Origin of the sequence: Curtobacterium sp. MCBA15_012 (genome assembly GCF_001864935.2) — a bacterium.
Lineage (GTDB): Bacteria > Actinomycetota > Actinomycetes > Actinomycetales > Microbacteriaceae > Curtobacterium.
In genome coordinates this window covers 940021-963722 of record NZ_CP126267.1, presented here as the reverse complement: position 1 = coordinate 963722, position 23702 = coordinate 940021, and the positions used below count along the sequence as shown (strand labels likewise).

Annotated in this window: 22 protein-coding genes and 1 tRNA gene; 10 read left to right on the top strand and 13 right to left on the bottom strand. The window is 73.2% G+C overall.

Annotation, left to right across the window (positions count from 1 at the left end; translation table 11 throughout):
- The first annotated feature begins 122 nt into the window (after nt 1-122).
- The 5 genes from xseA (at nt 123) to QOL15_RS04420 (ending at nt 4648) form a co-directional block, all read left to right on the top strand.
- Complete coding sequence (gene xseA / locus QOL15_RS04440; RefSeq protein ID WP_071245525.1) at nt 123-1364, top strand: exodeoxyribonuclease VII large subunit; 1242 nt, start codon at nt 123-125, stop codon at nt 1362-1364.
- Between the two features lie 141 nt (nt 1365-1505).
- On the top strand, nt 1506-1757 hold the full coding sequence (locus QOL15_RS04435) for an exodeoxyribonuclease VII small subunit (RefSeq protein WP_071245522.1): 252 nt from the start codon (nt 1506-1508) through the stop codon (nt 1755-1757).
- Nucleotides 1754-2389 carry a DUF4245 domain-containing protein gene (locus QOL15_RS04430; RefSeq protein WP_065964689.1) on the top strand — a complete coding sequence of 212 codons (636 nt, stop codon included), beginning with the start codon at nt 1754-1756 and terminating at the stop codon, nt 2387-2389. Before QOL15_RS04435 ends, QOL15_RS04430 begins: the two co-directional genes overlap by 4 nt.
- Nucleotides 2390-2479: 90 nt before the next feature.
- The gene (locus tag QOL15_RS04425) at nt 2480-3094 is read left to right on the top strand and encodes a carbonic anhydrase (RefSeq protein ID WP_065964691.1); all 615 of its coding nucleotides are present in this window, start codon (nt 2480-2482) and stop codon (nt 3092-3094) included.
- 123 nt (nt 3095-3217) lie between these two features.
- The gene (locus tag QOL15_RS04420; RefSeq protein ID WP_083393810.1) at nt 3218-4648 is read left to right on the top strand and encodes an aspartate ammonia-lyase; all 1431 of its coding nucleotides are present in this window, start codon (nt 3218-3220) and stop codon (nt 4646-4648) included.
- 259 nt (nt 4649-4907) lie between these two features.
- Here QOL15_RS04420 and QOL15_RS04415 read toward each other — a convergent pair whose 3' ends face one another.
- The 3 genes from QOL15_RS04415 to QOL15_RS04405 all read right to left on the bottom strand — a co-directional run bounded on the left by QOL15_RS04415 (nt 4908) and on the right by QOL15_RS04405 (nt 8566).
- A complete protein-coding gene (locus tag QOL15_RS04415; protein WP_171898748.1) occupies nt 4908-6269 on the bottom strand; it encodes a PhoH family protein in 1362 nt (453 codons plus the stop codon).
- A 192-nt stretch (nt 6270-6461) separates the two neighbouring features.
- Entirely contained in the window at nt 6462-7571 is a 1110-nt protein-coding gene (locus QOL15_RS04410; protein WP_071245517.1) for an aminotransferase class V-fold PLP-dependent enzyme, read from the bottom strand.
- 209 nt (nt 7572-7780) lie between these two features.
- The gene (locus QOL15_RS04405) at nt 7781-8566 is read right to left on the bottom strand and encodes an isoprenyl transferase (RefSeq protein WP_065961821.1); all 786 of its coding nucleotides are present in this window, start codon (nt 8564-8566) and stop codon (nt 7781-7783) included.
- Nucleotides 8567-8645: 79 nt separating this feature from the next.
- Here QOL15_RS04405 and QOL15_RS04400 point away from each other — a divergent pair, with 79 nt between their 5' ends.
- Nucleotides 8646-9347: a hemolysin III family protein gene (locus QOL15_RS04400; RefSeq protein ID WP_065961817.1), complete on the top strand. Its 702-nt coding sequence runs from the start codon at nt 8646-8648 to the stop codon at nt 9345-9347.
- Between the two features lie 139 nt (nt 9348-9486).
- On the opposite strand, the gene QOL15_RS04395 is transcribed toward QOL15_RS04400, so the two are convergent.
- Together QOL15_RS04395 and mca are read right to left on the bottom strand one after the other, a co-directional pair.
- A complete protein-coding gene (locus QOL15_RS04395; protein WP_083230175.1) occupies nt 9487-9780 on the bottom strand; it encodes a hypothetical protein in 294 nt (97 codons plus the stop codon).
- On the bottom strand, nt 9777-10667 hold the full coding sequence (gene mca, locus QOL15_RS04390) for a mycothiol conjugate amidase Mca (protein WP_139197268.1): 891 nt from the start codon (nt 10665-10667) through the stop codon (nt 9777-9779). Before mca ends, QOL15_RS04395 begins: the two co-directional genes overlap by 4 nt.
- Nucleotides 10668-10741: 74 nt before the next feature.
- Here mca and QOL15_RS04385 point away from each other — a divergent pair, with 74 nt between their 5' ends.
- Together QOL15_RS04385 and greA are read left to right on the top strand one after the other, a co-directional pair.
- Nucleotides 10742-11278: a DUF4307 domain-containing protein gene (locus QOL15_RS04385; RefSeq protein WP_305405429.1), complete on the top strand. Its 537-nt coding sequence runs from the start codon at nt 10742-10744 to the stop codon at nt 11276-11278.
- A 67-nt stretch (nt 11279-11345) separates the two neighbouring features.
- Complete coding sequence (gene greA, locus QOL15_RS04380) at nt 11346-11834, top strand: transcription elongation factor GreA (protein ID WP_071245514.1); 489 nt, start codon at nt 11346-11348, stop codon at nt 11832-11834.
- Between the two features lie 204 nt (nt 11835-12038).
- Here greA and ilvA read toward each other — a convergent pair whose 3' ends face one another.
- Both ilvA and QOL15_RS04370 read right to left on the bottom strand, forming a co-directional pair.
- Complete coding sequence (ilvA, locus tag QOL15_RS04375) at nt 12039-13298, bottom strand: threonine ammonia-lyase (protein ID WP_083393807.1); 1260 nt, start codon at nt 13296-13298, stop codon at nt 12039-12041.
- A 92-nt stretch (nt 13299-13390) separates the two neighbouring features.
- A complete protein-coding gene (locus QOL15_RS04370; protein ID WP_065961812.1) occupies nt 13391-14629 on the bottom strand; it encodes an AI-2E family transporter in 1239 nt (412 codons plus the stop codon).
- A gap of 94 nt (nt 14630-14723) precedes the next feature.
- On the opposite strand from QOL15_RS04370, the gene QOL15_RS04365 reads away from it, so the two are divergent.
- On the top strand, nt 14724-15989 hold the full coding sequence (locus QOL15_RS04365; RefSeq protein ID WP_071245511.1) for a winged helix-turn-helix domain-containing protein: 1266 nt from the start codon (nt 14724-14726) through the stop codon (nt 15987-15989).
- Nucleotides 15990-16034: 45 nt separating this feature from the next.
- Here QOL15_RS04365 and QOL15_RS04360 read toward each other — a convergent pair whose 3' ends face one another.
- Complete coding sequence (locus tag QOL15_RS04360; RefSeq protein ID WP_065961803.1) at nt 16035-16616, bottom strand: LemA family protein; 582 nt, start codon at nt 16614-16616, stop codon at nt 16035-16037.
- A 230-nt stretch (nt 16617-16846) separates the two neighbouring features.
- On the opposite strand from QOL15_RS04360, the gene QOL15_RS04355 reads away from it, so the two are divergent.
- Nucleotides 16847-19279 carry an Ig-like domain-containing protein gene (locus tag QOL15_RS04355; protein WP_175473051.1) on the top strand — a complete coding sequence of 811 codons (2433 nt, stop codon included), beginning with the start codon at nt 16847-16849 and terminating at the stop codon, nt 19277-19279.
- A gap of 94 nt (nt 19280-19373) precedes the next feature.
- On the opposite strand, the gene QOL15_RS04350 is transcribed toward QOL15_RS04355, so the two are convergent.
- From QOL15_RS04350 to QOL15_RS04330, 5 genes are all read right to left on the bottom strand, one after another.
- On the bottom strand, nt 19374-20735 hold the full coding sequence (locus tag QOL15_RS04350; protein WP_071245505.1) for a threonine/serine exporter family protein: 1362 nt from the start codon (nt 20733-20735) through the stop codon (nt 19374-19376).
- Between the two features lie 98 nt (nt 20736-20833).
- Nucleotides 20834-20907 (bottom strand) — tRNA-Leu (locus tag QOL15_RS04345).
- A gap of 74 nt (nt 20908-20981) precedes the next feature.
- Nucleotides 20982-22448 (bottom strand): NAD(P)/FAD-dependent oxidoreductase, encoded by a 1467-nt coding sequence (locus QOL15_RS04340; RefSeq protein ID WP_071245503.1) that lies wholly within the window; start codon nt 22446-22448, stop codon nt 20982-20984.
- Nucleotides 22449-22489: 41 nt separating this feature from the next.
- Complete coding sequence (locus QOL15_RS04335; protein ID WP_065961837.1) at nt 22490-23038, bottom strand: DUF501 domain-containing protein; 549 nt, start codon at nt 23036-23038, stop codon at nt 22490-22492.
- Between the two features lie 100 nt (nt 23039-23138).
- Entirely contained in the window at nt 23139-23690 is a 552-nt protein-coding gene (locus QOL15_RS04330; protein ID WP_083230170.1) for a septum formation initiator family protein, read from the bottom strand.
- Nucleotides 23691-23702: the final 12 nt, after the last annotated feature.

Below are 23702 nucleotides of genomic sequence, written 5' to 3'. Positions count from 1 at the left end.
CGATGATAGGTGGCGGGCAGGGGCGCGGCCTGGGTGCCGTGGACCGCCCGCCGCCCGGTGTCGCCCGACCGCGGCGAGGGCCCCGCCGCCCGGTGTCGCCGGGATGCGGCAGCATTGGGGGCATGGCGATCGAACAGGGACCCCCGACGGCGGACGACCCGTGGCCCGTCGCACTGCTCGGGGCGAAGCTGCGCGACTGGATCGACCGGCTCGGGGTCGCCTGGGTCGAGGGCGAGATCACCCAGTGGAACGTCGCCGGCGGCAACGTCTACGGCAAGCTCAAGGACGTCGAGGTCGACGCCACGGTGTCCTTCTCCATCTGGTCGAGCGTGCGCTCCCGGGTGCCGGCGGACCTGAAGCAGGGGGCCCGGGTCGTCGCCGCGGTCAAGCCGAACTACTGGGTCAAGGGCGGCTCGCTGACCATGCAGGTCGTCGAGATGAAGCACGTCGGGCTCGGTGACCTGCTCGAACGGCTCGAACGCCTGCGTCGCACGCTGGCGGCCGAGGGGCTGTTCGACCCCGCCCGCAAGAAGCGTCTGCCGTTCCTGCCGCACCGCATCGGGCTCATCACCGGCAAGGACTCCGACGCCGAGAAGGACGTCAAGCGGAACGCGCAGCTCCGGTGGCCGCAGGTCGAGTTCCGCACGGTGCACACCGCGGTGCAGGGCGAGCGCGCGGTCGGCGAGGTCACGGCGGCGATCGTCGAGCTCGACGCCGACCCGACGGTCGACGTCATCATCGTCGCGCGCGGCGGCGGCGACTTCCAGAACCTGCTCGGCTTCAGCGACGAAGGGCTCGTGCGGGCCGCCGCCGCGGCGAGCACCCCGATCGTCTCGGCGATCGGCCACGAGGCCGACCGGCCGATCCTCGACGAGGTCGCCGACCTGCGGGCCTCGACGCCGACCGACGCCGCCAAGCGGGTCGTCCCCGACGTCGCCGAGGAACTGGCCAACGTCCGCCAGGCCCGCGCCCGGCTCGGCCTGCGGCTGTCGCACGTGCTCTCCGTCGAGGCCGACCGGATCGCCTCGCTGCGGTCCCGTCCGGCGCTCGCGTCGACCGCGTGGCTCGTCGACACCAGGGCCGAGGAGATCGCCCGCGACCTGTCCCGGGCCCGGGAGCTGCTCGACCGTCGGCTGGAGCGCTCGCACGCCGAGGTCGGCCACCTGACCGGCCGGCTGCGCGCGCTGTCGCCGCGGGACACCCTGCGCCGCGGGTACGCCATCGTGCAGACCGCGGACGGCGGGGTCGTCCGCGGCTCGGAGGACCTGCGGGGTGCGACGCCCGTGCACGTCACGCTCGGTGCCGGGACCGCGACGGGCACGCTCGAGCCCGACGGGCCGGGGCCGGACGGCGCCGGGGCCTGACGTGCCCGACCCGGACCGGGGCTCGACGAGGCCGGACGGCGCAGGGCCCCGATCGGGACCGGGGCCGGGGCCCGCCGTCCGTCCTCCACAGGGGGTACCGCGCGGTACGGCACGTCGGAGGGTGCTCGGTAGGATCGAGGGGTGTCGACCCAGCAGGAACCCACGCCGTCCGACGTGCAGTCACTGAGCTACGAAGCGGCGCGCGACGAACTCGTGCGCGTCGTCGGCGAACTCGAGCAGGGCTCCGCGACGCTCGAGCGGTCGCTGGCCCTCTGGGAGCGCGGCGAGGCCCTCTCCGCCCGCTGCGAGGAGTGGCTCGTCGGCGCACGTGCCCGGCTCGACGCCGCCCGTGCCGCCGGCACTGACCAGGACGCCGACGGGGGTGCCCGGTGACCGACCCCGACGGCCGCCCGATCGTCGCCGAGCTCGGCCGCCCCGAGACCCCCGAGGAGACCTGGGCGCGCAAGGACGCCGCCCGCCGCTCCCGCCGCGAGCACCAGACGGCGTTCAACCTCGTCCTCGCGCTCATCGCGTCGCTCGGCATCGTGCTCTTCCTGGTCCTCGTCGTGGTCCGACCCGACCAGACCGTCGACCGCTCCGTCGACTACCAGCAGATCGCGTCGCAGGCGAAGGTCCCCGGGGTCGAGCTCGCGGCTCCCGACCTGCCGAAGGGCTTCTCGTCGAACCGCGCCGACTTCCAGGACGGCTCCTCCGACCAGGTGCGGGTCTGGACCGTCGGCCTCGTGACCCCGGACCGCCAGTACATCGGACTGCAGCAGGGCATCGACGCGAACGCCTCGTGGGTGTCGAACCAGCTCGACCAGAAGCCGGCCACGGGTGTCCGCACCATCGCGGGCACGAAGTGGACCGTGTACGACCGCCGCGACGAGGGCAAGGACGCCGGGAACCACGCGTACTCGCTCGTCACCACCATCGACCGCAACACGATCGTGCTGAGCGGCACCGCCGACGACGACTCGTTCGAGACCGTCGCGAAGGCGGTCACCGAGCAGTTCTCCCGGTAGCGTCAGCACCGCAGCTCCGTGGTCGCACCGTCCCCGTGCGCCACGGGCCGTGACGAACCCCGACCCGATCCGCACCGCCCGAGGAACCTGATGACCGACCGCGCCGCCTCCACCCCGTCCGAGGCCCTGCGCCTGCTCGTCGAGGGCAACTCCCGCTTCGCCGCCGACAAGCGCCGCACGGGCCGCATCGACCCGGACCGCCGCACCGAGCTCACCGGCTCGCAGGCACCGTTCGCGACCGTCCTCGGCTGCTCCGACTCGCGCGTGCCGTTCGAGCACGTGTTCGACGCCGGCATCGGGGACGTCTTCGCGATCCGCAACGCCGGTCAGATCGTCGACGACGTCGTCCTCGGCTCGATCGAGTTCGCGGTCGTCGCGCTCGGCACCCCGCTCGTCGTCGTGCTGCGCCACACCCGCTGCGGTGCGGTCGCCGCCGCCCGGTCCGGTGAGCCCGTGCAGGCCCCGCACCTGCAGGCACTGGTGGACGCCATCGCCCCCAGCGTCGAGCGCGTCCGGGCCACCGACCCCGACGTGCCGCAGGAGGTCGTCGGCGCCGCCCACCTCGAGGCCACGCTCCGCCAGGTGATCGAGCGGTCCGGCGTCGTCTCCGACGCGATCGCAGACGGTAGGTTGGCGGTCGTCGGGGCGACCTACGACCTCACCACGGGCGAGGTCTCCTTCGACACCGTGGTGGGCCAGGCCTGACACGAGGCCGACCGGCCCGCCAGGCCGGTCCCCGCCGCGACGAGCGTCCCGGACGACCTCCGGGGCGACCCACCGCCAGGGCAACCCGCCCCGGCAGCGCACCCCAGGAAGGACCACGACGACGTGACCGACACCACTGCGACCGACACCACCGGCTCCCCCGCAAGCGACGGGTACCGCATCGAGCACGACACGATGGGCGAGGTCCGGGTCCCCGTGGACGCCCTGTACCGCGCACAGACGCAGCGCGCCGTCGAGAACTTCCCGATCTCGGGCGCCGGGCTCGAGCCGGCGCAGATCGTCGCCCTCGCCCGGATCAAGCGTGCCGCGGCGATCGTGAACGGGCAGCTCGGCATCCTCGACGCCCCGATCGCCGAGGCCGTCGCCCAGGCCGCCGACGCGGTCATCGGCGGGGACCACCACGACCAGTTCCCGGTCGACGTCTACCAGACCGGCAGCGGCACCTCGTCGAACATGAACATGAACGAGGTCCTCGCGACGCTCGCCACCCGGATCGCCGGGACGGACGTGCACCCGAACGACCACGTCAACGCCTCGCAGTCGTCGAACGACGTCTTCCCGACCTCGGTGCACGTCGCCGTGACCGAGGCGCTCATCCGCACCCTCGTGCCCGCGCTCGAGCACCTCGCGGAGTCCCTCGAGGCCAAGGCCACGCTCTGGGCCGACGCCGTGAAGTCCGGCCGCACGCACCTGATGGACGCCACGCCCGTCACGCTCGGGCAGGAGTTCGGCGGCTACGCCCGCCAGGTCCGGCTCGGCATCGAGCGCGTGCAGGCCACGCTGCCCCGCGTCGCCGAGGTCCCGCTCGGTGGCACCGCGGTCGGCACCGGCATCAACACGCCGAAGGGCTTCCCGCAGCAGGTCATCGCGCAGCTCGCCGAGGACACCGGCCTGCCGATCACCGAGGCGGTGGACCACTTCGAGGCGCAGGGCGCGCGCGACGCCCTCGTCGAGGCGTCCGGCGCCCTCCGGGTGATCGCGGTCAGCCTGACGAAGATCAACAACGACCTGCGCTGGATGGGCTCCGGCCCGAACACCGGCCTGGGCGAGCTGCACATCCCGGACCTGCAGCCGGGCTCGTCGATCATGCCCGGCAAGGTCAACCCGGTGATCCCCGAGGCGACCCTCATGGTCGCGGCCCGGGTGGTCGGCAACGACGCGACGATCGCGTGGGCCGGGGCCTCCGGCTCGTTCGAGCTCAACGTCGCGATCCCGGTGATGGGCACCGCGCTCCTCGAGTCGATCCGCCTGCTCGCGAACAGCTCGCGGGTGCTCGCGGACAAGACGATCGACGGCCTGCAGGCGAACCTCGAGCGGGCGCGCGCCTTCGCCGAGTCCTCGCCCTCGATCGTGACGCCGCTGAACCGCGCCATCGGCTACGAGGCCGCCGCCAAGGTCGCGAAGTACGCCGTCGCCGAGGGCGTCACCGTCCGCGAGGCCGTCGTCGCCCTGGGGCACGTCGAACGCGGCGAGGTCACCGAGGAACAGCTCGACCGCGCCCTCGACGTGCTCAGCATGACGCGCCCCGCCTGACCAGCGTGACCCCCTGACGGACGGGAGGCGCGGTGCCAGCGGGCACCGCGCCTCCCGTCCGTCGTCCGGTCGCGCCCACCGCGCGCCGGCTCGTCCACGGCCCCTTCCCCGTGCCCTGGATCGCGAAAGCGACAGATCGCGCTGAACCATCAGCGGCGATCTGTCGCTTCCGCGGACAGGACGGGCGCGCGGTCCCGCGATCTGTCGCTTTCGCGGGGCGGGCCGGCCGGGGCCGGACCCGGCCAGGGCCGGCCGCGCGCTACCCCAGGTCGGGCGAGTCGAGCAGCTCGGTCACGAGCGCCGCGATCGCCGAGCGCTCCGACCGCGTCAGCGTGACGTGGGCGAACAGCGGGTGTCCCTTCAGCCGCTCGATCACCGAGGCGACGCCGTCGTGCCGGCCCACCCGCAGGTTGTCGCGCTGGGCGACGTCGTGGGTGAGCACGACGCGGGAGTTCTGCCCGATGCGCGACAGCATCGTGAGCAGGACGTTCCGCTCGAGCGACTGCGCCTCGTCGACGATCACGAACGCGTCGTGCAGGGACCGACCGCGGATGTGCGTCAGGGGCAGCACCTCGAGCATCCCGCGCTCGACGACCTCCTCGAGCACGTTCTCCGACACCAGCGCACCGAGCGTGTCGTACACGGCCTGTGCCCACGGGTTCATCTTCTCGCCGGCGTCACCGGGCAGGAACCCGAGTTCCTGGCCGCCCACCGCGTACAGCGGGCGGAACACCATGATCTTCTTGTGCTGCTGCCGCTCGAGGACGGCCTCGAGCCCGGCGCACAGCGCGAGCGCCGACTTCCCGGTCCCGGCCGAGCCGCCGAGCGACACGATGCCGATCTCCGGGTCGAGCAGCGCGTCGATGGCGAGCCGCTGCTCGGCCGACCGACCGCGGAGGCCGAAGACCTCGCGGTCGCCGCGCACGAGCGCCACCGACCCGGCGGTGTGCACGCGGCCGAGGGCGGAGCCGCGCTCGGAGTGGATGACGACACCCGTGTTCACGGGCACGTCCGCGAGCTGCGCCGAGGCGATCTCCTCGCGCTCGTACAGGTCGCTCATCTGCTCGCCGGAGACCTGCAGGTCGGTGATGCCGGTGTAGCCCGAGTCGACCGCGAGCTCGGCGCGGTACTCCTCGGCGGCCATGCCGATCGACGACGCCTTGACCCGCAGCGGCAGGTCCTTCGACACGACGACCACGTCGAGCCCGTCGTTCGCCAGGTTCGACGCGACGGCGAGGATCCGGGAGTCGTTGTCGCCGAGCTGGAGTCCCGAGGGCAGCACCGACTGGTTCGAGTGGTTCAGCTCGACCCGGAACGACCCGCCGTCGGCCAGGGCGATCGGGAAGTCGAGGCGTTCGTGCTCGATGCGCATCTCGTCGAGCAGCCGGAGGGCCTGTCGCGCGAAGTACCCGATCTCCGGGTCGTTCCGCTTGGCCTCCAGTTCGCTGACGACCACGACGGGCAGGACCACGGCGTGCTCGGCGAAGCGGAACAAGGCCCGCGGATCGCTGAGGAGCACCGATGTGTCGAGCACGTACGTGCGTTGGGCGACCGAGGTGGACGAGTCCGCGGTGGGGTGCTGCTGGGTTCCGCGCGAGACGTTCTGAGAGGTCACGACCACTCCATCCCCGGGCCGCGAGCAGCCCGGTCCATGTCCTCGACGCGGCCGTGGAGCGGGTCTCGAAGCACCGACCGTGGCCGCCTCGACCGGGCGCTGTGCCCGATGTGGCGACCGTACGTCCGGCCCGTGGCGTCCGACCCGCGACACGCTGCGCCCCAGGTTACGGTCGCGTGAACGGGACGGTGCGGGGTGCTACTGCATCGTGGCGTAGGACAGGCAGGCGTCCCGGAACATGTCGAGCGTCTCGTCCGTGGTGGACGCGAACACCGACACCCGGGCGACCCCGAGCCGCGTCGTCGCGGTCACGCCGTGGTTGTGGAACGCGGCGGACAGCGCGGTGAGCCGGCCCTGCGGCGGGCGGAGCGTGACGATCCCGGCACGCTCGCGCGGGTCGCGGCTCGACTCGATGACCAGGCCGAACTCGTCGGCGATGTCGAAGACACGCTCGACACGGTCGGCGACGACCCGCTCCACCTCGGCGACCCCGACGGCGACGAGCCGCTCGAGTGACACCGCGAGGCGCGCCTGCGCCACCGGGTCGACGCGGGTCATCTGGTAGCCGGCAGCGCCCGGCTTCACCGCGGGCACCTCGGTCGGCCACCCGGTGGTGCCGTGCGGGCCGGACAGCGCCGGACGCAGCCGGTTCAGGGCGCGGTCGCTGAAGGACACGAACCCGGTGCCCCACCCGGCGTGCAGCCACTTCTGTCCACCGGTCGCGACGACGTCGGCGGCCTCGTAGGGCGCGTCCACGACGCCGAAGCCCTGGATGGCGTCGACGACGAGCAGGCGGTCGCCGATGACCTCGCGGATGCCGGCGAGGTCGGCCAGGTACCCGGTCTGCCAGTCGACGAGCGAGACGGCCACGGCGGTGACGTCGTCGGTCAGGCGCGAGGCGATCAGCTCGGGTGTCATCCAGCCGGCGCCGGCCTCGACGACGACGGGCTGCACGCGGCCGCCCGTGGCCGACGCGGCGCTCGCGAGGGCGAGGGGCAGCGACGGGTACTCGTCCGCGGCCACGAGCACGCCGCCGGTCATGCCGAACGCGGCGTGCAGCAGGCCCGGGGTGGTCGCGGTCTGCGACACGACCTGGTCCTCGCGGCGGCCGACGAGCCGTCCGGCGACGGTGCGGACACGGGCGTCCTGCTCGTCGAGCGTCTCCATGGCCCCGAAGCGCATGTGCTCCTGGATGGTGCCGAGCACGCGCTGTTCCTCGAGGACGGCTGTCTGCACGGGACCGAACGCGGCGTGGTCGAGGTAGCCGGGCTCCTCGGCGAAGCCGGCCGCGTACTCGGTGGTGTTCACAGGGGCAACCTTCCGTGGGACGAAAACCCTGTGAGTCTACTGGGATGGACCGGTCCGACCGAACGCAGGCCACCAGGCGCACATCGGTCGCGCCGGGGCGGGTGCCCGCCGGCAGCCCGAGCACCGCCCGGGCAACCGCCCGCCGGCCGCCCGAGCACCGCCCGGGCAACCGCCCGCCGGACGCCCGAGCACCGCCCGGCAACCGCTCGTCAGCCGCCGAAGCGCCGCGACCGCCGACCGAAGTCGCGGACCGCGCGGAGGAAGTCGACCTGCCGCAGGTCGGGGTAGAACGCCTCGACGAAGTAGAACTCGCTGTGCGCGCTCTGCCACAGCATGAAGTCGGAGAGCCGCTGCTCGCCCGAGGTCCGGATCACCAGGTCGGGGTCGGGCTGCCCCTGCGTGTAGAGGTGGTCGCCGATGAGCTCGGGGGTGAGGACCTCGGCCAGGGTGTCGAGCGTGCCGCCGCCCTCGCCGTGGGCCCGGACGATGCTCCGCATGGCGTCGGCGATCTCCCGCCGTCCGCCGTAGCCGACCGCGAGGTTGACGTGCAGCCCGGTGTGGTCCTTCGTGCGTTCCTCGGCGGACTCGAGTGCGGCGACGAGGTTCTCCGGCAGGCCCTCGTTCGCACCGACGTGCTGCACCCGCCAGTCGCGGTGCTCGGCGAGCGTGCCCGCGAGGTCGGCGATGATGCCGACGAGCTCCTCGAGCTCCGCGCCACCGCGCCCGGTCAGGTTGTCGGCGGACAGCAGGTAGAGCGTCACGACCTGCACGTCGACGTCGTCGCACCAGTCGAGGAACTCGGGGATCTTCGCGGCGCCGGCCCGGTGGCCGTGGGCCGCGGACTCCAGCCCGAGCTGCTTCGCCCAGCGCCGGTTGCCGTCGACGATCATGCCCACGTGCTTCGGCATCGCCTGGCCGTCGATCTGGCGGCGGATGCGTCGCTGGTAGGCGCGGTAGAGGATCCCGCTGCCTGCCCACTGCACCTTGCCCGCCACGGCACGACTGTAGTGCACCGTCGCGCCGTCCGTGCGATGCTCGGCTGCCGTTCGGCCAGCGCCCCTACTGTGTCGTCCCATGCAGGACGAGACCGCGACCCTCCCCCACGTCCCGTTCACCGAGGAGGCCTCCGCCGCGCAGGAGGCACCCCGGCCGGCCTGGCGTGGGTGGATCCACCTCGGCACGTTCCCCGTCGCGGTCGCGATGGGCGTCGTGCTCGTCACCCTGGCCGACAGCGCGGCGGCGAAGGCCGGCAGCGCCGTGTTCATGGCGACGTCCCTGCTGATGTTCGGCGTCTCCGCGACCTACCACCGGTTCCCCTGGGGACCGCGGGTGAAGGCCGTCCTCAAGCGGATCGACCACACGAACATCCTGCTGCTCATCGCGGGCACCTACACGCCGATCGCGATCTGCGCCCTGCCCCACCAGCTCATGGTGGTCGTGCTCTGGGTGATGTGGACGGGGGCCGCGCTCGGCATCGCGTTCCGGGTCCTGTGGATCGGTGCCCCGCGCTGGCTCTACGTGCCGATCTACCTGGTCCTCGGGTGCGCGGCGCTCGGGCTCCTGCCGCAGTTCTTCGCCGCGAGCGTCCCGATGACCGTGCTCGTGCTGTCCGGCGGCCTCGCGTACGTCGTCGGTGCGCTCGTGTACGGCTTCAAGCGTCCCGACCCGGCGCCGACCGTGTTCGGGTTCCACGAGGTCTTCCACGCGCTGACCGTGGTCGCGTTCGCCGCCCAGTGGGTCGGCGTGCTCATCGTGGCGCTGCACCCGGTGCGCTGACCCGGACCACCGTTCCGACGGTCCTCACGGACCGGGCCGTCCCCGGGGCGCCACCGGTCACGACCGCTCGGGACCACGTGACGGACGGGAGGCGCGTGGCGGGCCCGCCACGCGCCTCCCGTCCGTCACCGGGTCGCGACTAGCCGCGTTCGGTGTCGTCGCCGACGTCGGCCCGGCCGTCCTCGGCCGCACGCCGCTCCGGCTCGTCCGTCACGGCACCGGTGTCGCCGGCCTCGAGCCGCTCGCGCACCTCGGCGCGGTAGCGGGTGCGACGGATGCGTCGCGTCATGTCGACGACGAGGAAGATCGTCACGACGGCGACCACCGCGATCGCGATGAAGCCGACGACCCCGGGGGTGACGTCGACGTCGGGGACGACCGACGGGCTCGGGCTCGGTGCGGCGGCGGCGAGGGCCGTCAGGATGGTGCTCACGCGGCGTGCTCCTGGTCTGCCGGGATCCCGGCGAAGAGGTCGGACTCGGGCAACTCGGTGGGCACGCGGGCCTCGACGAGCTGGTAGTCCTCGGTCGGCCAGACGGTCGCGAGGAGGTCGTTCGGCCAGTAGAAGAACGCGCTGTCCGGCGGCACCTGGCTCGCGTGCGCGCGCAGGGCGGCGTCACGGGCGTCGAAGTACTCGTGCACGTCGACGTGGGTCGTCGCGAGGTCGGGCCGGTCGGCGAACCGCTCCACCCACTCGCGGAGTTCACCGAGCGCCGGGCTGTCGGGCTCGCGTTCCTGCAGGGCCTCGAAGATCGTGCGGAAGCGGCGGGGGTTCATCGTGCGCTCGTAGTAGAGCTTCGCGACCTCCCACGGCTCCCCCGCGTCCGGGTACTTCGCCGGGTCGGCGGCGTCGCGCCAGGCGGCCACGGAGACCTCGTGCGTGCGGATGTGGTCGGGGTGCGGGTACCCGCCGTTCTCGTCGTACGTGACGAGCACGTGCGGACGGAATCGACGGACCACGCGGACGAGCGCCTCGGTCGAGTACTCGAGCGGGACGGTCGAGAAGGTCCCGGGTCGCACCGTCTCACCCTTCTCGGCGTCGGGCAGCCCGGAGTCGTGGTAGCCGAGCCAGAGGTGGTCGATGCCGAGCGCGGCCTGCGCGGCGGCCATCTCGGTCCGCCGGTAGCCCGCCATGTCGCGGTGCGCGCGCGTGGTCGCCGGCTCGCCGAGCTGCTCGTTGAGGACGTCGCCGGCCTCGCCGCCGGTGCACGACACGACGAGGACCTGGTGGCCCTCGGCGACGTACCGGGCCGCGGTCGCCGCCCCCTTGCTCGACTCGTCGTCGGGGTGGGCGTGGACGGCCAGCAGGCGGTACGGCACGGTGATCCTCACGGGTGGCGAGCGGGACGGTGGTGGGGTGTCGGGCGGCGTCGCACGGGCGGCACCACCGGGACGTGACGCACACCGACGGTGTCCGGGGACCCGGGCGGCACACAGCGGGGCGTGAACTACCCTGGGATCAGGATAATCACCCCAGGAGCCCCGAACTGTCCGAACCGCTTGCACCCGACGCGTCCACGACCGCGCGTCCCACCGGCACCGCCGCACTGGACGACCGGTACGGACGCACCCCGGACCGCCGCAAGCGCTCCCGACTGTTCGGCGTGGTCGCGGCGGCCGCCATCGTCGTCGTGTTCGCCGCATGGGTGATCTGGGCCGGTCTCGACCAGAGCTCGCACGGCCTCGACAACACCGAGGTTGGGTACACCGTCGTCTCCGAGCACCAGACCGTCGTGCACTCGCAGGTCTCGGTCGACCCCGGGACCGAGGCGAAGTGCGCCGTGCAGGTGCTCGACAAGGGGTACGCGATCGTCGGGTGGAAGGTCATCACCCTGCCGCCGTCGGACCAGCGCACCCGCACCGTCACGACCGAGGTCAACACGGCGACTCGCGGCGTGACCGGCTTGATCCACGACTGCTGGGTTCCCTAGACTCGTCTGATTCGCGAGCGAGACCGGCCACACCGGCCGGTCTCGTTCTCTGTCGAAGGGAACCCACATGAGCAACGACCCCCAGGTCACCTGGCTGACCCAGGAGGCGCACGACCGTCTGACGGCCGAGCTCGAGCAGCTCTCCGGCCCGGCCCGCAAGGAGATCGCGGACCGCATCGAGGCGGCTCGCGAGGAGGGCGACCTCAAGGAGAACGGCGGCTACCACGCCGCCAAGGACGAGCAGGGCAAGATCGAGGCGCGCATCCGCCAGCTCACCGAACTCCTCAAGCACGCGACCGTGGGCGAGGCCGACTTCGACGGCACCGTCGAGCCGGGCACCGTCGTCACCGCGGTGATCGCCGGCGACGAGTCGACCTTCCTCGTCGGCAACCGCGAGATCGTGGCCGACGGCTCGGACCTCACGGTGTACAGCCCGGTCAGCCCGGTCGGCGCCGCGATCGTCGGCCTGCGCGCCGGTGACACGACGACGTACACGGCGCCGAACGGCAAGGAGATCGCCGTCGAGGTGACGAAGGTCGAGCGCTACGAGCCGTAGGCTCCGCCGCAGCACCTGACGACGCGCTCCGCTCCGGCGGGGCGCGTCGTCGTTCGTGGGCGGGGCGCGTCGTCGTTGGTGGGCGGGGCGCGTCGGTCTCGGGCGGCACGCGTCAGTGCTCCTCCGGCGGGGCGCGTCGATCTCGGGCGGCACGGGTCAGTGTTGCTCGGGCGGCACGCGTCAGTGCTCCCCGGGCGGCACGCGTCAGTGCTCGAGCAGCTCCGGCTGGAACCCGACCTCGTGCAGGCGCTGCATGACCTCCTGCGCGTGCTCGGGACCGCGGGCCTCGATCGACAGGTCGAGGGCGACCTCGTTGATGACGAGCCCCTGGCCGTGCCGGGTGTGCAGGACCTCGACCACGTTCGCCCCCGCGTCGGAGATGACCTGGGCGACGCGGGCGAGCTGGCCCGGACGGTCCGGCAGCATGATCCGGATGCCGATGTAGCGCGACGCGGCGACGAGTCCGCGCGTGATCACGCGCTCCATCATCAGCGGGTCGATGTTGCCGCCACTGAGGAGCACCACGGTGCGCCCGGTGTCGCGGACCGCGCCCGACATGATCGCGGCGACGCCGACCGCACCGGCGGCCTCGACGACGAGCTTCGCCCGTTCGAGCAGGACCAGGAGCGCCCGTGCGGTGTCGTCGTCGGAGACGGTGACGATCTCGTCGACGTGGTCGCGGATGATCGGGAAGTTCATGTCACCCGGTCGGGCCACCGCGATGCCGTCGGCGATGGTCGGTCGGGTGGTCACGGTGACCGGCTCACCCGCGCTGATCGAGGACGGGTAGGCCGCGGCGTTCTCGGCCTGGACCCCGATCACCCGGATCTCGCGACCGAGGCGCTCGGCGGTGCCCTTGACCGCGAGCGCGATCCCGGAGATGACCCCGCCGCCACCGATCGGCACGACGACCGTGTCGACGTCCGGCACCTGGTCGAGGATCTCGAGCCCGAGGGTGCCCTGCCCTGCGATCACCGCGGGGTGGTCGAACGGCGGGATGAAGACCGCGCCGGTGCGGTTCGAGAACTCCTTGGCGGCGCTCAGGGCTTCCTCGACGGAGTGGCCGCGCAGGACGACCTCGGCACCGTAGTGGCGGGTGGCCTGGAGCTTCGGCAGGGCGACGCCGACCGGGGTGAAGATCGTTGCGGGGATGCCGAGCTCGCGAGCCGCGAGGGCGACGCCCTGGGCGTGGTTGCCGGCGCTCGCGGCCACCACGCCCGCGGCACGCTCCTCGGGGCTGAGCGCCGCGAGCCGGTTGTACGCACCGCGGAGCTTGTACGCCCCGGTCCGCTGCAGGTTCTCGCACTTCAGGTGCACCGGGGACCCGAGCAGTCCCGCGAGGAACTCCGAGGTCTCCATCGGTGTCACCCGGGCGACCCCGGCGATGGTGCGTCGGGCGGCCTCGATGTCCGCGAGCGTCGGGAACGCGGCGGTCTGCTGCTGGGGCACGCTGGTGTCGGTCACGGACCCATCATCGTCGTTCGGGGCCGGTGCGGCGAACTCGTGACACGGATCTGTGGACGGACTCAGCCGTCCACAGCGGGTCGTGCCGGAGGTCAGCCTGCCGTGCCCTTCGTGGCCGTCGGCTGCTCGTCGCTGCCCGGAGCGGGCACGCCGTCGGGGTGCCGCTTCCGCCACTTCCGCTTCCGCTTCGCCTCGACGCTCGCGTGGTGGTCGCGCTGCTTCGCCTCGAGCACGTGGTCGGAGTCGAGGCCCTTCCACCGGCCGCTCGCGATCGTCGTGACCATCGAGTTGACGGTGGCGATGAGGGGCACGGCGAAGAACGCCCCGGCGATGCCGGCGAGCCCGGACGCGGCCGTGACGCCGAGGACCACGGCGAGCGGGTGCACCTTGACCGCGCTGCCCATGACGAGCGGCTGCAGGATGTGCCCCTCGACCTGCTGCACGACGAGGATCACGCCGAGCATGATGACCGCGGCCACCCACCCGTTGAAGATGAGGGCGATGAAGACGGCCAGGAAGCCGGTCACGATCGCACCGACGACCGGGATGAACGCGCCGAGGAAGACGAACACCGCGATCGGGATGACGAGCGGCAGCTGCAGGGCGGCGGCGCCGATGCCGATGCCGACGGCGTCGACGAAGGCCACGAAGATCTGCACGCGGATGAAGCTCGTCAGGGTGGTCCACCCGGCGACACCGGCGCCGTCGATGGCCGAGCGCGCGTTCTTCGGGAAGAGGCGCACGGTCCAGCGCCAGACGTTCTTGCCGTCGATGAGCAGGAAGATCGTGGTGAAGATCACGACGAACAGCCCGGCGAGCAGGTGCGTGAGCGACGAGCCGGCACTGGCGACGCCGGACAGGATCGAGCCGGAGTTGCTCGAGAGCCAGTCGGTGGCCTGGTTCAGGTACCGGTTGACGTCGTCCTGGCTGATGCCGAGGCCCGAGTTCATCACGAAGTCGCGGATGGTGTCGTACTGCGACAGGGTCCGTTCGCGCAGCGAGGGGTAGGACGCGGCGATCTGGTCGACGACGAGCCAGACGAGGCCGGTGACGGCGGCGAGGCCGCCGACCAGGCTCACGACCACGGCGACCCACTTCGGCACGTGGTGGCGCTGCATCCAGTTCGACAGCGGCACGAGCAGCGCCGCGACGACGATCCCGATCAGGAACGGGATGAGGACCTCGCTGAACAGGGTCACCAGGTAGATGACCACCGCGACGACGCCGATCACGACGAGGACGCGCCACGACCACGCCCCCGCGATGCGCATGCCCGCGGGCACCGTCTCGTCGACGACGGGATCGGGCTGTGTCTTCTTTCCCCAGGCCATGTCCGCCACTGTACCGACGCGACAGATCGGACGTTCCAGATGCGGCATACACCGCGGACACCCCGTGTCGGCGGGGATCGGTAGCGTCGGGCGCATGGTCAGGACGACGCTCTCCGCCGCCGAGGCACGCCGCATCGCGCTCGGTGCCCAGGGCTTCGCCGCCCCGCGACCGGCGACCGTCGGGACGCGGTCGCTGAACACCGTCGTGCACCGACTCGGGCTCCTGCAGATCGACTCCGTGAACGTGTTCGAGCGGTCGCACTACCTGCCGCTCTTCGCCCGGCTCGGTGCCTACGACCGGTCGGCCCTCGACCGCCTGACGATGACGAGTCGCGGCCCCTACGTCGAGTACTGGGCGCACGAGGCGGCGTTCGTCCCCCGCGCCGACCTGCCGCTGTACCGCTGGCGGATGGACGCGTACCGCGAACGGGACGCCGGGCCCACCCGCGCCACGGGTGTCGAACGGACGGCATCGGTGCGACGGGAACTCCTGGCGCTGCTCCGGGCCGAGGGGCCGATGCCGGCGAGCGCGGTCGAGCACGAGTCGAACGTCCGCCGCGGGCCATGGTGGGGGTGGAGCGACGTGAAGACCGGGCTCGAACAGCTCTTCCGCTGGGGCGACGTGGTGAGCGCCGGACGGGCGGGCTTCGAGCGCGTGTACGCCCTGCCCGAGCAGGTCCTGCCGCCCGGGTTCCTCGAGACCGCCCCGGACCGGCACACCGCGATCACCGAGCTCGTCCGACGCGCCGCGCGGGCGGTCGGCGTCGGGACCCGGGCGGACATCGCCGACCACCACCGGCTGCGCGCCGACGACACGGCAGCGGCGATCGCCGAACTCGTCGACCGCGGCGAGCTCGTGCCGGTCGAGGTGGCGGGCTGGCGGGACCGCGCCTGGATGCACGTCGACGCCCGGCTGCCGCGCCGCATCGACGCCGACGCGCTGCTCAGCCCGTTCGACCCCGTCGTGTGGTTCCGTCGCCGGGCGGAGCGGATGTTCGGGTTCCACTACCGCATCGAGATCTACACGCCCGCGCCGCGCCGGGTGTTCGGCTACTACGTCCTGCCCGTGCTGCAGGACGACCGCCTGGCCGGTCGGGTCGACCTGAAGAGCGACCGGCAGCGCGGGGTGCTCCGCGTCCGGACCGCCTGGCAGGAGCCCGGCGGACAGCTCGACGCCGAGCGCCTGGCCGAGGCGCTCCGGCGTGCCGCCGCGTGGCAGGGGCTCGACGGGATCGAGGTCACCGACCGCGGGTCGGCAGCGTCCGCGGTGGCCGGGGCGCTCGGCGTCCCCCTCGTGCCGCACGTGTCGGCCGACGACACCGACGCCGCGGAGCCCGCACCCGAACCGACGGCGGACTGACCGGCCGCGGTCCGCGACGGACGGATGAGCTCCGACGGCCGCCCGTCAGAACTGGACGCGCGGCGGTTCCGCGATCGCCGCGGGCTCCGCGGTCTCGAAGAACCGCGCCTCGGTCACGCCCTTGCTCCTGGCGAAGGCCGAGTTCGGGAACGAGCGGATCTTCGTGTTCAGTTCCCGCACGCCGCCGTTGTAGGCGCGGCGGGCAGCCTGGATGCCGTCCTCGGTCGCGACGAGCTCCGACTGCAGCTGCAGGAAGGTCTGGCTCGACTGCAGCTGCGGGTACCCCTCGGCCACCGAGAACACGCTCTTCAGTGCCTTCTGCATGTGTCCCTCGGCGGTGGACGCACTCGTGGCGTCGGTCGCACGGAGGGTCTCCGCCCGCGCCGCAGCGACGTCGTCGAAGACCGCCTTCTCGTGGGTCGCGTACCCCTGCACCGTCTCGACGATCGTGGGGACGAGTTCCGCGCGACGCTCGAGCTGGGCCGCGATGTCCGACCACGCGCCGTCGACGCGGGCCTGGAGCGACACCATGGACCGGTAGCTCACCCAGAGGGCGATCCCGACCACGACGAGCAGGACCACCACCACTCCGACGACGATCAACGTCGTGACGAGACCGGTGTCCATCGCGTGTACTCCTCTGCGCGTCGGGTCCCGCGGGGTGCAGCGCGGGTGCGAGGCCGTCTGACGGCCGTTGTCGATCCTACCGAGCAGCACCCTGACCGCCGGACGGGAGCCTCGGTTCACGGGGGATTCCCGAGTGGCGTCCACCTCGCGTGCGGCAGTCGCCCTGGCCGACCGGCCGACGTGGGTGTCATCCGTGTGGTGGATTGACCCGAGCGCCGCGATCACGTGTGATGGAAACGGTGAACACGCTCGGGGACAACGTGGACGAACGGGCCGTCGGGGACGACGGCCCAGCCGAGCGACCCCGCGGGCGTCGACGAGCCCGCGCGGGTGCCCTCGGCGCCGCCCTCGTCGCCGCGGTCGCCGGCCTGCTGGTGATCGCCCCCGCGGCGCTGGCCGACACCGCCGCACCCGCCACGACGACACCGGCGGTGACCGCCGGGAACACCGCGACGGCGTCGCCGCTGACCGCCTCCACCGAAGCCCTCGCCGCCGAGGCCCCCGCCGCGGCCGAGGCCCAGACCCCTGCCGCCGGCTCGTCGACCGGCGCCCCCGACCGCACGCCGCTGCTCGGCACCCTGCCGCCGGCCACCGGGCGCCCGGGGACACCGACCCCGACGCCCACCGACCCACCGGTGACCCGTCCCACGATCGCCGACCCGGGCGACGTGACGACGGCGACGGTCCGTTTCAACGGCAGCGGCACGGCCGGGCACGCGGTGCAGGTCTCCGGTCCGGCTGACACGGGCTGCGGGACGACCGTCGCGGCCGACGGCTCCTGGGCGTGCCTGGCGACGGTGCGCTCGGGACCGCAGCAGGTCTTCACCGTGACCGACCGCACCGACCCCGCCCTCGGCTCGGCCGCCGCGCCGGCGTCGGACGTCGTCGTCCCGCCCGTCGTCACGACCGCCGGTGCCACCGTCGGCCCGGTGAGCGGCACCGGCCTCGCCGGCGCCCGCGTCGCCGTCGCCGTGGCCGGTTCGACCGGCGAGGCCTCGGCGATCGTCGGGGCCGACGGTCGCTGGACCGTGCCCCTCGCGGCCACCGGTGCCCAGGACGGTCAGCTCACCGTCACCGCCACCCAGACCGCGAGCACCGCGGCCGGCTACCGGTCCGACCTCCGCAGCGCGGCGTCCGCACCGCAACGCGTGGTCCTGGACCGCTCCGCGCCGGCCGCCCCCGTCGTCACGGCGCCGGTGTCGGGCGACCGGCTGACCGAGGCCACCACCACGGTCAGCGGCACCGGCGAACCGGCTGCCGTCCTGACGGTGTACCTCGACCGCGCACCCGTCTGCCGCACGACCGTCGGTGGTGACGGAACGTGGCGGTGCACCACGTCCGGCCCCGGCGCGACGGCCGGCTCCCACGACCTCACCGCGACCCAGCAGGACGCCGCGGGCAACTTCTCACCGTCCTCGTCGGTCGTGCGGGTGGTCGTCGCCGGGGACGCCGTCGCGGGCGCCACCGCCAGCGCCGGCACGCCCACCCCGGGCCGGGGCACGACGCCGACGCGTGCGGGTGCCGGTCCGGGTGCGACGGCCGGTCCGGGCACGCCGGTCCCGGACCCCGCGGGGACCGGGACGAGTACCGGCGCGCCGTCCGACGGTGGCGCGGGGACCACGGGCGGCCCCTCCGCTGGTCACGGCGGCCCCGGCTCGGGCGCGTCACGCGACTGGACCGGACCCGCGGGCGACTGGACCGCGTCCACCTCCTTCGACCGGGGCGTCCCGACCGTCCAGTCGTCCTGGTCGTGGCCCACGGCGGGCACCGCCGCCGCCGTCGCCGTCGGCTTCCTGGTGCTCGTCGCGGCACCGTTGGCGCTCGTGGGAGCGGCCGCGCGGGGACGGCTCCGGAACCCGTTCGTCGGTCTGCTCGGACGGAACCGACCGCGATCCGAGCGTCGGCCCGGCGACGAGGTCCTGCCGACCTGGGCGGCGGTCACCCTCGGTGTCGGGATCGTCGCCGTCACGACGCTCCTCGGCGTCGGTGTCTCCCTCGAGGCCCGGTACGTCCGCCTCGCCCTGGCCGTCCTGGTCGGGTCCGCCCTGCTCGCCGCGGCTGTGGTCCTCGCCACGCGCTGGGCGGCCGGCTCGGACCGTGCCCTCGTCGGCTTCCGCGTCTCGCCGTGGCTCGTGGCCGTCGCACTCGTGGCCTGCGCGGTGACCCGGGCGGCCGACTGCTCCCCCGCGCTCGTGCTCGGGCTCGTCCTCGTCCCCGTCGGTCGCCCGGGCGACGGCACCGGGTCACTCCGCCTCGCGTCCACGACGGCGAACGGGGTGCGCGTCGCGACGGCACGGACGACCGCGGTGCTCGTGCTGGCGGTCACCGGGTGGGTGCTGCACTCGCTCACGCCCGAGACCGGGTTCCTGCCGGCCCTCACCTCCGAGGTCGCGACCACCCTGTGCGTCGGCGGCGTCGGTGCGCTCGTCGCGTCGCTCGTCCCCGTCCCCGGCACAGCGGGCGCGGTGCTGCTGGCGCACGCCCGGACGCGGTACGTCGCCCTCGCCGCGGTCTCGCTCGCGCTCGGCACGGCGGTGCTGTCCGGGCCCGGTACGGCCGGTCCGGCCGGCACCGCGGCCACGGCGGTCGCCGTGACCTGCGCGCTCGGGGCGCTCGCGACGTGGTGGGTGCTGCGCCGGACGGCTCCGGTCGCCGCGCGCTGATCCCCGCGGGCGCCACGGCGCCGGGCCGGGAGGCGCGGGTCGGCTCCTCGACGTCGGCCCGGCGCTGCCCCCTGGTCGGTGCGGTCAGGCACGGTCAGGGTGACGGCTCGTCCACCGGCATCGTCGGGATCGACCGCGTGTGCGGCGCGTTGCGCCGGAACAGGCCCGGCAACAGCCCACCGAGCTTCGTGCCGATGCACAGGCTCACGAACGTGGCGATGGGCGTCCCGAGCGCGACGGGGTCCGAGGTGGCGACGGCGACCAGCCCGACCGTCCCCGGGACGAGCAGCAGGAACGCCGGCAGGAACGACACGGTCGCCGGGATCGCGGGCACGAGCCGTTCGAGCAGACGGGTCGCGACGAACAGGACGGCGGCCGTGACGCCGGTCGCGACGACGCTGCCGGCGATGGGCGTCACGCCGGACACGAGCGCGTAGGCCGCGGTCATCACGACGACGGACGCCACGGTGAGCTTCCACCCGGCGACGAACACCAGGCTGATCCCGACCGCGAGCAGGGCGACCGCGACCCAGGACACCCAGTAGGGCGGGACGGCCTCCCACCCGGCGCGGTCCGTGCCGACCCCGGCGACCTCGCCGACGAGCGCGGCGGAGGCCGGGTCGACCCGCAGGCCCGTCAGCGCGCTCCCCGCGGCGATGCCCGCAGCCATGAAGCCGAGCATGATGAGGCCCTGCACGAGCCGCGACGCCCCGGTGACGATGTCCGCCGCCGTGAGCTCGAGCAGGGCGTTCGTGATGAGTGCGCCGGGCACGAACACCGCCACGGGTGCGCACACCGCGTAGAGCGGCACGTGGTCGAACCCGGTCCCGGCGGCGACGAGCCCCACGATGGACGTCGACCCGAATGCGGCGAGGAACGGCACGATCGCGACGGCCTCGCGGAACCGCCGGAGCACCAGGCTGAGGACGCCGACGAGCGCGCCCACGCCGAGGGCCACGAGCACCGCCCACCACGGGCAGCGGAAGACGACCGCGAGCCCGGCCGAGGTCAGGGCGTTCCCGAGCACCCACGGCAGCCCGGGCGGCGGGACGGTCACGGCGCGGATCGCGCGGACCCGGGCGGGGATCTCCGCGAGGGCGATCGACCCGCTCTCGAGGCCGAGCACCAGTCGGTTCGCGCGGGCGACCTGGCGGAACGAGAGCTCGACGCCCTCGGCGTTCACGATCGTGGCGGCGCCCGTCGAGGTCTCGCTCACCATGACGAGTGCGGGGAGCACCCCGATCGCGAGCGACGGTCCGACCCCGGCCGTGTCGCGGGCCTTCTCGAGCGCGGACCGCACGTCGGTGACCGAGCTGCCGGCGTCGAGCAGGAGCGCGCCGAGCGTGCCGAGCAGCATGCCGGTCGGGACCGTCTCGCCGTCGACGACCTCGACGTGGGCCTCGGGGCGACCGAGGGCGTTGCGCAGGTTCGCGAGGGCGCTTCCGAGTCCGACCACGGAGACGATGCTAGGTCCTCGCGCCCGGTCGCCGGACCCGGCCACGGGACGGACGCGGGCCGGGCGCCCGAGGCGGGTCGCGCCTCCAGGCCGTCCCGTACCCCCGGTGGGACTCGAACCCACAACTCGGCGATTTTAAGTCGCATGCCTCTGCCAGTTGGGCCACGGGGGCGGGCCGCAACAGCCTACCGACGCCGCAGGGCGGCCACCCCGTCCGGGGTGGCCGCCCTGCATGTCGAGCTGGTGCTACTTGGCGTCGGCCGTGGCCTCGACGGGCGCGGCGTCCTTCGAGACGTCCTCGGCCGGGGTGGCGTACGCCGGACCGGCGGCGTCGGCGGGCTTGCCCTCCTCCGGAGCCGGCGCGGCGGCGGGCGCCTCGACGGCGGCCTTCGGACGCGACGCGAACGTCTCGAACGCGGTGCGCGGGGTCTCGCGGTCGTCGAGCGACGCGATGTCGCGGCCGAGGAAGAAGCCACCCACCCAGTCGCCGATGACGCGCCACTTGCGCTCCCACGACGGCATCGCCAGGCCGTGGTAGCCGCGGTGGGCGCCCCAGGCGAGGAAGCCCTTCATCGCGAACTTGCCGGACTGGAACACGCCGGTCCCGAGGCCGAGGCCCGCGACCGCACCGAGGTTCGCGTGCTTGTAGTCGACCGTCGCCTCGCCGCGGATGACCGCGACCAGGTTCTTGGCCAGCTGCTTCGCCTGACGGACCGCGTGCTGGGCGTTCGGGACGCAGAAGCCGCCCACGCCGCCGCCAGTGAGGTCCGGCACGGCCGCGACGTCGCCGCAGGCCCACGCGTCGGCGACCACACCGTTGTCGTCCACGACCCGGAGGTCCGGCTGGACGCGGATGCGACCACGCTGCTCGAGCGGGAAGTCGGTGCCCTTGACCATCGGGTTCGCCATGACGCCCGCGGTCCAGATGATGAGGTCGGACTCGATGGTCTCGATCGAGTCGTCCTTGGCCTTGAGCTGGCAGACGCCGCCCTCGGCCGAGGCGAGCTGCGTGTCGAGGTGCACGACGGCACCGCGCGACGCGAGGTTCTCGAGCACCCAGTGCGTCGTCTCGAGCGAGACCTCGGGCATGATGCGGCCCATCGCCTCGACGAGGTGGAAGTGCGTGTCGTCGAAGGACAGCTCGGGGTAGCTCTTCAGCAGGTCCGAGGCGAACGAGCGGAGCTCGGCGAACACCTCGATGCCGGCGAAGCCACCGCCGACGACGACGACCGTGAGCAGACGGTCGCGCTCGGGACCGGCCGGCAGGGTCGCTGCCTTGTGGAAGTTCGTGAGGATCTTGTCGCGGATGGCCGCGGCCTCCTCGATGGTCTTCAGACCGATGGCCTCGTCCGCGACGCCCGGGATCGGGAAGGTGCGCGAGACGGCACCGGCGGTCATGACGATCTGGTCGTACGACTCCTGCCACGGCTCACCGACGGCGGGCGTGATGGTCGCGGTCTTGGTGGCGTGGTCGACCGCGGTGACCTTCGCCGTGACGACGCGGGTCTTCTTGAGGTGACGGCGGTGCGAGACGATCGCGTGGCGCGGCTCGATGGAACCGGCGGCGACCTCGGGCAGGAACGGCTGGTACGTCATGTACGGCAGCGGGTCCACCATGACGACCTCGGCTTCGCCCTGGCGAAGGTGCTTCTCGAGCTTCCAGGCGGTGTAGAAACCGGCGTAACCGCCGCCGACGACGAGGATCTTGGGCACGGGGGATGATCTCCTTGGATGGGGGTTTGCCGAGAGTCAGGTCAGACTTCGCCGCCACCCGCCCCGACTCCAGCGTCTGCCAGGCCATCATACGCCCGGCACTCACACCGGGAGGGCGACCAGGCGACTCGTTCGAGTGCGCGGTCGCCGATGGGGTTGACGCCGGGTCCGGCGGCGAGTGCGTGTCCGACGAGCGCGTGCAGGCACTTCACGCGGGTGGGCATGCCACCTGCGCTGATGCCGTCGATCTCGTCGACGTGCTCGATGGACTCACGGTCGGCCAGGTAGGACTCGTGCGCGGCCCGGTACTGCGCCGCCACGGTCTCGTCCTCGAGCAGGGCAGCCAGTTCGGGCATCACCTGGTTCGCCTCGAGGGTGCTGACCGCGGCGGTGGCCGCGGGGTGGCACAGGTAGTACAGGGTCGGGAACGGGGTGCCGTTGCCGAGCCGGGGCTTCGTCGACACGACGGTCGGGTTGCCGCAGACGCAGCGTGCCGCGATGCCGATGACGTCACGCGCCGGTCGTCCGAGCTGCGCCGAGACGACCTGGATGTCGCGTTCGGAGGGCGGGTCGAAGGGAGGTGTCGTCACGGGCACGTGAGCCTAGCGGAGTCCCGGCCGGGGGCCTACTCGGTGACGGCGCCCCCCTGCCGATGGTCGAGCCCGGTTCCCTGCTCGGGTCGGGCCCGGCTCACTTCCCGGTGGAGGACCCCGTCGGCTCGCCGGTCCCCGAGACGTCGGGCGCCACGAGCTGCTCGGTGGTCTTCTTGGTCAGGCCGGACTCGAGCACCGACGACAGCATCGCCTGCACCCAGTCGACCTTCGGCGTCTGCACCTTCGCGCTCACCGGGCTGCCGGAGTCGGTGGTCGTCCGGTCGTCACCGCGACCCTGGTCGGCGCCCATGACGAGGTAGCTCTCCTCGCCCGGGTAGACGTAGAGCAGCCGGTCGCGCGCCTGCGCCTCGATGTACGCGGGGTCGTCCCACCGCGCGACGTCCTGCTTCTTCTGCGCGACGTCGGCCTTCTGCGCGGCGACCTCGCGCTGCTGCTGGGCGATCTGCTCCTGCTGCTGCACGAGCGTCCGCAGCGAGGGCGCGAGCACCACGACGAACAGCACGATGATCGCGAGCATGAGCAGGCTGAACCCGGAGAACCGGATCGAGCGGTACCAGGGCTGCTCGCCCGTGCCGGTCGCCGGCATGGCCACGGGGACGCGGCGGACGCGGGGCTTCTGACTGGGCACGGTCCGACGATA